The organism is Nonomuraea sp. NPDC049784 (genome assembly GCF_040659615.1).
In the GTDB taxonomy this organism is placed as follows: Bacteria; Actinomycetota; Actinomycetes; order Streptosporangiales; family Streptosporangiaceae; genus Nonomuraea.
The window spans coordinates 1-6,392 of record NZ_JBFAMX010000592.1 but is presented as its reverse complement, the minus strand read 5'-3'; the positions used below and the strand labels follow the sequence as shown (position 1 = coordinate 6,392).

Annotated in this window: 8 protein-coding genes and 1 pseudogene; 5 read left to right on the top strand and 4 right to left on the bottom strand. The window is 66.8% G+C overall.

The features are described from left to right. Positions 1-570 precede the first annotated feature (570 nt). Together AB0J09_RS52830 and AB0J09_RS52825 are read left to right on the top strand one after the other, a co-directional pair. Positions 571-702 carry a hypothetical protein gene (locus AB0J09_RS52830; protein ID WP_360709582.1) on the top strand — a complete coding sequence of 44 codons (132 nt, stop codon included), beginning with the start codon at positions 571-573 and terminating at the stop codon, positions 700-702. Further along, positions 699-1,136, top strand: coding sequence for a hypothetical protein (locus AB0J09_RS52825; RefSeq protein WP_360709581.1), 438 nt, complete (start codon positions 699-701; stop codon positions 1,134-1,136). Before AB0J09_RS52830 ends, AB0J09_RS52825 begins: the two co-directional genes overlap by 4 nt. A gap of 110 nt (positions 1,137-1,246) precedes the next feature. Here AB0J09_RS52825 and AB0J09_RS52820 read toward each other — a convergent pair whose 3' ends face one another. Further along, on the bottom strand, positions 1,247-2,644 hold the full coding sequence (locus AB0J09_RS52820; protein ID WP_360709580.1) for a hypothetical protein: 1,398 nt from the start codon (positions 2,642-2,644) through the stop codon (positions 1,247-1,249). Positions 2,645-2,802: 158 nt separating this feature from the next. Here AB0J09_RS52820 and AB0J09_RS52815 point away from each other — a divergent pair, with 158 nt between their 5' ends. From AB0J09_RS52815 to AB0J09_RS52805, 3 genes are all read left to right on the top strand, one after another. Then, the gene (locus AB0J09_RS52815) at positions 2,803-3,057 is read left to right on the top strand and encodes a helix-turn-helix transcriptional regulator (protein ID WP_360709578.1); all 255 of its coding nucleotides are present in this window, start codon (positions 2,803-2,805) and stop codon (positions 3,055-3,057) included. 761 nt (positions 3,058-3,818) lie between these two features. Then, positions 3,819-4,430: a helix-turn-helix domain-containing protein gene (locus AB0J09_RS52810; protein ID WP_358203242.1), complete on the top strand. Its 612-nt coding sequence runs from the start codon at positions 3,819-3,821 to the stop codon at positions 4,428-4,430. Between the two features lie 14 nt (positions 4,431-4,444). Next, positions 4,445-5,011 carry a hypothetical protein gene (locus AB0J09_RS52805; RefSeq protein ID WP_358203248.1) on the top strand — a complete coding sequence of 189 codons (567 nt, stop codon included), beginning with the start codon at positions 4,445-4,447 and terminating at the stop codon, positions 5,009-5,011. 116 nt (positions 5,012-5,127) lie between these two features. Here AB0J09_RS52805 and AB0J09_RS52800 read toward each other — a convergent pair whose 3' ends face one another. The 3 genes and pseudogenes from AB0J09_RS52800 to AB0J09_RS52790 form a co-directional block, all read right to left on the bottom strand. Then, complete coding sequence (locus AB0J09_RS52800) at positions 5,128-5,367, bottom strand: hypothetical protein (protein WP_358203257.1); 240 nt, start codon at positions 5,365-5,367, stop codon at positions 5,128-5,130. Between the two features lie 14 nt (positions 5,368-5,381). Then, entirely contained in the window at positions 5,382-6,164 is a 783-nt protein-coding gene (istB, locus tag AB0J09_RS52795) for an IS21-like element helper ATPase IstB (RefSeq protein ID WP_360709575.1), read from the bottom strand. Then, positions 6,161-6,392: pseudogene (locus AB0J09_RS52790) on the bottom strand (hypothetical protein); the annotation flags it as partial. The gene istB and the pseudogene AB0J09_RS52790, both read right to left, overlap by 4 nt.

Genomic DNA, 6,392 nt, shown 5'->3' with positions numbered 1-6,392 from the left:
ATGATCTTCGCGCCCGCGCCGACAACGGCAACTCGTACGCCGCCGGGCGGCTGGTCGGCCTGACCGCCCGCGACCGCCAAGACATCGACCAGGACGCCCAGAGCGTCCCGCAAGAAGCCGCGCCCTGCCTCCGGGTTGTTTCATGGGCGACCCATGCAACACCGCCCGCGACCGGACGCGTCCCGCGGATTCTCTGTCTCAAAGGTCGGTGCAGACGGCTGGACGGTTGAAACACTTCTATGAAGTTCCAGCCCCGACTGACGCTGGGAGGACCGATATCGGTGCCCTGCCGCCCTCACGGCGCCCACTCGCGGCCGTGGCCGGCTGCTCGGGGAGCGCTTCGGCGGAACCATCGCCACCTCGCCGGTCAGGTACTTGGCTACCGTCCGCCGGTTCAAGCCGGTCGCGGCCGCGATCTCCCGCAGGCTCATCGCGCCGGACTCATACAGAGCGCGAAACCGCCTCAGCTCCAACCAGCGATGCGGATCCAAGACCACCGTCAGCCGCCCTCCTCCAACCCTGAACAGAGCACGGCAAGACTCTCAGTAATCACCCAGTCACCGCATGCGAATGGCGCATTCTCATCTGTACGCGATGGCGCACACCGAGCTGTACGCCGACAACCATGACCGATACATCGTCACCGTCCGCATCCCCGGCGGCCGCCCAGATCCCAACCGGCTCCGAACGCCCCCGCGTTGACCGCCGCAGAGATACCGCTCGAACTGGCCAGGAGGCGCCTCACACCCAGGCTCGTACTGATCTACGGACGCCGGGACAACTATGTGGGTTCCCGGCGCCGTCAGGAGAAACGTGCCGAGCTGGCCCGTGCGGATGAGCGGCTCATGTCCTTTGACCGGCTTACGCCGACTAAGGACGGCGTGCTGTTCTCCTGCGTGCGCAAGGAGCAGGACGGCTACCGAGTGGTTGCGGTCCCGCCCTGCTTGACCATCTTCAACGACGGCGAAGACTATCAACACGTGTCCGGCTGGGAACAAGCGCTGGATGCCTGCCTCGACATGGCGCATTCTCGGCGGGAGTACCTCAAGAATCAGTTGCGTCTGCTCACCGAAAGCCCTGAGGCTCATGTCCAAGCTAGCGGTGGACTGCGATTTCGCAGGCCACAGTGGTTATGACCTGAGCACCGTGTGCCGTGCGCGAGTCAGTAGGCCGTCTCAGGCAGGTGCCGGCACCGCGGCCATGGTGCGTGCCATGGTCATGGCCGCGGGGGAGCGTTATGACCTGTTCATGATGCCGCCTGGGCGGGGGCGATGCTGCCCTCAGGGTTCGGCGGCTTGGCCGAGGTGAGAAGCAAGTTGAAGACCTCGGATGGCGAGATGTCGGGATCCTGAGGGGTTTCACCCTCCAGCAGCCAGTCCAGGGCCGTCGCCAAAACGTGGGACGGGACAAACCGGCCGCGAGCGTACATCACTCGCCAGGCAGAGGGCGGCAGTGCTGCGAGCCGCCAGATCGTGGCATCGGCTTTGTGTCCGTCCGGGACCAGAATGCCGAGGTCCTGCCAGAAGGCGAGCAGATCGGCCATGGTGTCGATGGGAGGATCGTCGCAAGCCTCGACCAGGAACTTGAAGCCGGTCTGCCATACCTCGCACGTGCCCTGGCTTGCGTTCATATGGCGGCGCAGTTCCTGTACGGCCGGGTGCTCGTCCAGTTCGGGTACTTGGCCAAGGGGTGGCAAAGCAAGATCGGGGGGCCGGATGCCGTCCCAGATGTCCGATTGAAGCCACTGCTCGCCATGAGACCAGCGCTCTGGCGCCTGAGCTGCGGCGAGTTCGGCCAGCCGGCCGATCGTGGCACGAGGGCAATCGAGCAGAGCCCTGATGATCTCCGCTGAGCGAGGGCAGAGTGAAGGCCAGCCACTGTCGTACAAGGCGAGCATCGCTTGCTCGTCTTCGCCCAGCGTCAGCCCGGAACAGCCGTCGAACGGCGCGACCTGGCGGGGACGGCTTGGTGCGGCGGGCTGTTCGAGACGGTGCGGGCGCGTGCCGTAGCGGGCGATCCAGGCTGCGGCCAACTCCACTCGGTGCTCATCAAGCGCGTCCGTAATGGCTTGCATCCGCCGGTCTTCGGCGGCGCGCAGTTCGTCGCGCCGCTGCCGTTCAGCAGGAGCGAGGTGCACGGCGCAGTGCGCTGAGCCAATTCCCTTGACGATGGTCTTGGCACAGCGTTCCTTCTTCACCGTAGCGCCGGCGCACTGGGCGTGAGGGTCAGGATCCTCGCGATAGGCGGCCTCCACCTCCCGGGCAATCTGCGGGTCGATGCGCGGCTGGGATAGGTCCACATCCGGGCGGACCTCAGCGGGGTCGGTCCCCGCCTCACGGGCTTGGGCGAAGATGGAGCGGACCCGAGGCGGGCCACTACCCCAGGCGGGAGCCAGCGGCAGCCGCGCCTCCATGGTGGCATGCGCGGCGTTGAGCAGCATGTCGCAGGCTTCGCGATAGACGTGCAGCTCTTCGCTGAGGTTGAGCCGCATGCCGTTGATCAGCTGCAGGATGTTGCGGATCTCCCAGGACAGCTGAGCGGCCTGCATGTGCAGCCAGGCCGGGGAGGAGCCGCCATGGTGGTCGCGGCGGGGCGGGCTGACGGTGCGGGCCAGGGTAGAGCGACCGTATCGGGAAGGGGACATGCCTCTCTCCAGGGGCGGCGGGAACTGCTGCGGGAATGGCTGCGTGCGAGCACGCGGCTGCATGCTTGCACGTCACCGCCCTGCGACCTCTCACCTCTGCCGTCATTTGTACCAACGTTGGTACAGACCTTGAAGATCATGCCCGACACGGTTGGTGAGTGCCCAACCCGATCACGCCACGCCTCGCTGAGCTGCGAAGACAGTTCGGTGCGCGGCTACGCGAGCTTCGCGAAGGGCATGGACTCACACAAGAGCAACTCGGCGAGCTGGCCGACGTGGACCGCAAGACGATCAACCGCATCGAGAACGGCATGTACAGCCCGCACCTGGACAAGGTCTTCCAGATCGCCGACGCACTCGACCTGCCGGCTAGGGAACTGTTCGACTGGAGCAACCCGTCTGGCCGCGCCTGATCGACGATCTCGTAAGGCTGCGCTACGGCGCTACCCGGCTGCGTGCGGCATTACGTCCATGTCGTGGCCGCAACGGCTCGATGGCGTGCCTCCTGCGCTCGCTTTCCGGCAGCGACTACATCACAGACCTGCTGCTGGTGGCCGTCGCAGATGACGGCTCCTTCGAGTTCACCGACACCCCCCGACAAGGCCAGTACACCTATTACGTCGTATGGCGTGGCACACCACGTACGGGTCGGCACAGGCCAGTCACGACGTTACGGCGAAGCAGCATCCCCGTAGGTCCTGCGCCCCGTGCGCGCCCGCCGTCGAGCGACCGACGCCAACAGAGCTATGGCCGCGTCGGCGGCGGCCGGACAAACCGCCAACGATCGCATCCCCATCAGCGTTAACTCACCGCGGCGAAGTCTTCTATAGGGCCTGTCCGGAGTTGAGATCAAGAGTTCGCCTGTGCTCTGGTCTGCGGTTCTGATAGGCCGTCGGCATGGCCGCGCTGCTGGCCGAACAGGGACGAACCAAGGATCTCCGCGCGTTGGTCGACGTCGGCACCCCCTACGCCGCCCGGCGGCTGGTTGGCTTCGTTCGCGAGAACTGACCGCGGTTGTTCGTGAGTTCTGACCGCACTCGGCGGCTGGAGCGGTGGTTGTTGTTCGTGAAAAGCGACCGCACTGCTGCTGGAAGCACCAGTCGGCGGCCGCGTTGACCGGGCGACGCATCGGGGCAGATTGTGTTAGACGGTAACAGTTGTTAGTGTCTAACACATGGTGGAGCGCAAGCAGGGGTTGCGGGAGGTTCGGCGGGCACGCACCCGGCGGACGATCCAGGAACACGCGATGCGGCTGTTCACCGAGCGCGGCTACGAGGCGACCACCGTCGCCGATGTCGCGGCGGCCGCCGAGGTCTCCTCGATGACGGTGTTCCGCTACTTCCCGACCAAGGAAGACCTCGTCCTCGCCGACGAGTACGACCCGGTCATCGTCGACCGGATTCGGGCTCGGCCGGCGGGCGAACCGCTGATGCACCGCATCGGCGCCGCTTTGGTCGAGTCGACCGCCGACCATGGCCCCGCCGACCGCGCCATGCTGCTGGCCCGGTTGCGGCTCGGCCTCACGGTGCCGGCGTTGCGGGCACGGATGTGGGACGGCCAATACCGGACCCAGCGCTACATCGTTGAAGCGTTGCGCGGTGAGAGCCCCAACCCGGACCAGGAGTTCGAGCTGTGGGTCGCCACGGGAGCGTGCATCGCGGCGGCGACCGCGGCGATCGTGCACTGGGCCGAGCGGGGCGGGCGCGAGGACCTCGCCGAGCTGATGGCGACCGCGTTGCGCATCGTCACACCATCGGGATCAACACACACTGGAAGTGGGCAATGACCGGAATACGCAGGGTGGTCACCGGCTATGGGGCCGATGGCAGGGCCGTCGTCGTCTCCGACGAGCGAGTCGGGTCGACCAATCCCGACTACGGGGACAAGTGGTCGATCTGGGCGGCGGATGAGACGGTCCGGTTCCCAGGCGATGGCAGTGCACCGGCGTTCCGGGGTCCGCTGCTGCCCGCCCCTGGCGGCTTTCACGTCACCGTGTTCACGCTGCCGGCGAACTTCAACCCGGACGACCTGTGGGGGACCGACAACCCAGCAGCACGCCAGGAGATGTTCAAAGCCGCGATCGACCCGGAAACCCACCCGCTCGTGCCCGACCCAAACCCGTTCGGCTATGGCACGGTGAAAGGGACGTCCGCACTCCACACCACCGCGTCGATCGACTGCCTGATGCAGGTATCCGGCGAATCCGTCTTCGTCCTGGAGGACACCGAAATCCGACTGCGACCCGGTGACTGGCTCATCGTGAACGGCGTGCCGCACAGCTGCCGCAACGACCTCGACGAGCCCGCCGTCCTGGTTGGCGTGGTCATCGGTGCCCACCACGATGGCGTGCCGCTAAGAACAGCCTGATCGGCACCGCGATCGCGATCCGATCCGCACGGCGCTCAGCGGTAATACGGCCCAGGTCGATCTATCGCAGCACCACGGAGTCCGCTGGCGGTGTCGCTCAGGCGGGGGTCGTCCAGTCACAGGCGTCGTCGCCGTACTCGTCGTCCAAAAACGTTCTCGCCGTCGTCGCCGGCGAGGAGGAAGGCGAAGCGGTCCAGGTCGGAGTGGAGGGCTTCCAGCCCGTAGTCGGGGTGGCCGATGTAGGCGAGCAGTGACTGCGAGAGTCTGTCTGGGTCTGCGGTGAGCCAGTCGCCGATGAATGCCAGGAGCTCGGCGAGCTCGATGGCGTCGGCGGTGTCGAGGCTGATGGCGAGCATGACCGGGGTCTGGTTCAGGCTTGCTGGGCTGCGCGGGTCTGGGCGAGGCGGTAGGAGTCAGTGCCGGTTTCGATGATGTTGCCGCCGAAGGTGAGCCGGTCGACGATTGCGGCGCAGAGGCGGGGGTCGGTGAAGGTCTTGGTCCAGCCGCTGAAGGACTCGTTGGAGGCGATGGCGACGCTGGCCTTTTCCTCGCGTTCGGTGAGGACCTGGAAGAGGAGTTCAGCGCCGCGGCGGTCGAGTTCCATGTAGCCGAGTTCGTCGACGCAGAGCAGGTCGACGCGGCCGTATCGCGCGATGGTCTTGGACAGTTGCTTGTCGTCGGCGGCCTCGACGAGTTCGTTGACGAGTTTGGTGGCCAGGGTGTAGCGGACGCGGTAGCCGGCCATGGCGGCCTCGGTGCCCAGCGCGATGAGCAGGTGGGATTTGCCGGTACCGCTGTCGCCGATCAGGCAGAGCGGCAGGCCCTTCTTCACCCAGTCGCAGGTAGCGAGGGTGTGGATGACGGCCGGGTCGATGTTCGGGTTGGCGTCGAAGTCGAAGGCCCGCAGCGACTTTTCCCTGGGGAACCCGGCGGCCCTGATCCGCCGCTCGGAGCGGCGGCGGGCGCGGTCGTCGCACTCGGCTATGAGCAACTCGGCGAGGAAGGCACGGTAGGACATCTGCTCGCGGGCGGCGGCCTCGGCCAACTCAGGGAACTGGGTACGGATGGTGGGCAGGCGGAGCATCCGGCAGGCCTGGTCGACGGCGGCGTCGGCGGCCTGCTCGGTCAGTCCGTGACGGGGCTTGACGGTCATGTCCTGGGTCCTTCCTGCGCGGTTCGGTGGCGGCGAAGCAGTTGGTCATAGGCGGCGACCGAGGGCAACGGCCGGGTGTCAGGCGGCAGCTTCTCCAAGCGGCGCGCGGTCAGCGAGGCGATGGCGGGCGGGTCGGCCGGGACGTCGTCATCGCTGGCCGGGTGATCGCCGGCGTCGGCGGCCTTGCGGGCCTCCAGCGCGACCGCGTCCGCGGTCAGTGCCCCGGCC

What these genes read in the sequence shown, in the direction of transcription:
- AB0J09_RS52800 (WP_358203257.1), bottom strand. Translation starts at nt 5,367, where the DNA reads ATGCTCGCCATCAGCCTCGACACCGCCGACGCCATCGAGCTCGCCGAG.
- AB0J09_RS52810 (WP_358203242.1), top strand. Translation starts at nt 3,819, where the DNA reads ATGGTGGAGCGCAAGCAGGGGTTGCGGGAGGTTCGGCGGGCACGCACC.
- AB0J09_RS52830 (WP_360709582.1), top strand. Translation starts at nt 571, where the DNA reads ATGGCGCATTCTCATCTGTACGCGATGGCGCACACCGAGCTGTACGCC.
- istB (WP_360709575.1), bottom strand. Translation starts at nt 6,164, where the DNA reads ATGACCGTCAAGCCCCGTCACGGACTGACCGAGCAGGCCGCCGACGCC.
- AB0J09_RS52820 (WP_360709580.1), bottom strand. Translation starts at nt 2,644, where the DNA reads ATGTCCCCTTCCCGATACGGTCGCTCTACCCTGGCCCGCACCGTCAGC.